Raw genomic sequence first — 592 nt, forward strand, 5'->3', positions numbered from 1 at the left:
CAGCACCAGCCGTGCCACCGGCCATCACACCGATGATCGTGGCAGCAGCACGACGACTCGCCTCGTCCTCCGGCACACCCACCGAGATCAAACCCTGAGCGATCTTCGCCTCGCCATACGCCGACCACGCATTGATCGAGTTCACATCCCTGTCGGACAGGCCCTTCGGGATGTCGGTGACGAAGTTACCCACACGGATCTTGTCCGGCGGCGGCGCAATCGGACGCACCGGCGGAGCAACCCGCGGCGCAACAGGATTGGTGATCGCCGGCGAATACGGCTGCTGGTAACTCTGCGACAACGACTGGTCATACGACTGATACGGAGCCTCGACCGGCGGACCCGGAATCGAACCCGGACCCGGAACAACAACCGGCTGCACCACCGCATCACCCGGAGCCGGAACACCCGGCGCCACATCCGACGGACTCGTACCACCCTGACCCGGCGCCGAATCCGACGGATCGGTGCCACCCTGCTCCGGAACAGCGAACGCCGCACCCGCACCAGCAGTGATCGACACCGCCACAACAGCAGACGTCACCGACAACAACGGACCACTCGGCGCCCGACGCCTACGATGCCGACCTCG

At 65.5% G+C, this 592-nt stretch carries 1 pseudogene; it reads right to left on the reverse strand.

Features of this window, described 5'->3' with window-relative positions:
- Positions 1–544 (reverse strand): annotated as a pseudogene (locus tag GOALK_RS22830) (hypothetical protein); the annotation flags it as partial.
- Positions 545–592: the final 48 nt, after the last annotated feature.

Source organism: Gordonia alkanivorans NBRC 16433, assembly GCF_000225505.1.
GTDB lineage: Bacteria > Actinomycetota > Actinomycetes > Mycobacteriales > Mycobacteriaceae > Gordonia > Gordonia alkanivorans.